The 771-nt window shown below is 58.4% G+C and carries 1 protein-coding gene and 1 pseudogene; one reads left to right on the forward strand and one right to left on the reverse strand.

The window, feature by feature from the left end:
* Positions 1-476: Lrp/AsnC ligand binding domain-containing protein (locus D6877_RS06905; protein ID WP_130910302.1), on the forward strand; the 476-nt coding region annotated here is incomplete at its 5' end.
* Positions 477-589: 113 nt separating this feature from the next.
* Here the strand turns inward: D6877_RS06905 and D6877_RS06910 are convergent.
* Positions 590-771: pseudogene (locus tag D6877_RS06910) on the reverse strand (YkgJ family cysteine cluster protein); the annotation flags it as partial.

Genomic DNA, 771 nt, shown 5'->3' on the forward strand with positions numbered 1-771 from the left:
CTCAGACCAAACGTGAGCTGGACAAGATCGACCGCAACATCTTGCGCATCCTGCAGGCGGACGGGCGGATTTCCTTCACCGAACTCGGAGAAAAGGTCGGCCTCTCGACCACGCCGTGCACCGAGCGCGTGCGGCGTCTGGAGCGCGAAGGGATCATCATGGGCTACAACGCCCGGCTCAATCCGCAGCATTTGAAGGGTAGCCTGCTGGTGTTCGTCGAGATCAGCCTCGACTACAAATCCGGCGACACATTCGAAGAATTCAGACGCGCGGTGCTGAAGCTGCCGCATGTGCTGGAGTGCCATTTGGTGTCAGGGGATTTCGACTATCTGGTGAAGGCGCGGATTTCCGAGATGGCCTCGTATCGCAAACTGCTCGGCGACATTCTGTTGAAGCTGCCGCATGTGCGTGAATCGAAGAGCTATATCGTCATGGAAGAGGTGAAAGAGAGCCTGTGCCTGCCGATTCCGGACTGAAATCGTCGGCGTCCCCTTCGCGAGCAGGCTCGCTCCCACATTTGAAATGCAATCTCCTGTGGGAGCGAGCCTGCTCGCGAAGAACTCGACTCGGTCTGAACTGAACGCAACGGCTAAACCAACACCTGCCGATTCGCCGCCATGTACTCGAAAATCTGCTTCTCCACCCGTGGATGAATCAACTCCACCGGCCGCCGCTCGTTCGGGCATGGCAGCGTCTTGGTGGTACCAAACAAGCGGCAGATCAGCGGTCGCTCTTCATACACCGTGCAGCCATTCGGCCCCAGGTGCACAC

The organism is Pseudomonas sp. Sample_9 (assembly GCF_004307535.1).
In the GTDB taxonomy this organism is placed as follows: Bacteria; Pseudomonadota; Gammaproteobacteria; order Pseudomonadales; family Pseudomonadaceae; genus Aquipseudomonas; species Aquipseudomonas mercuritolerans.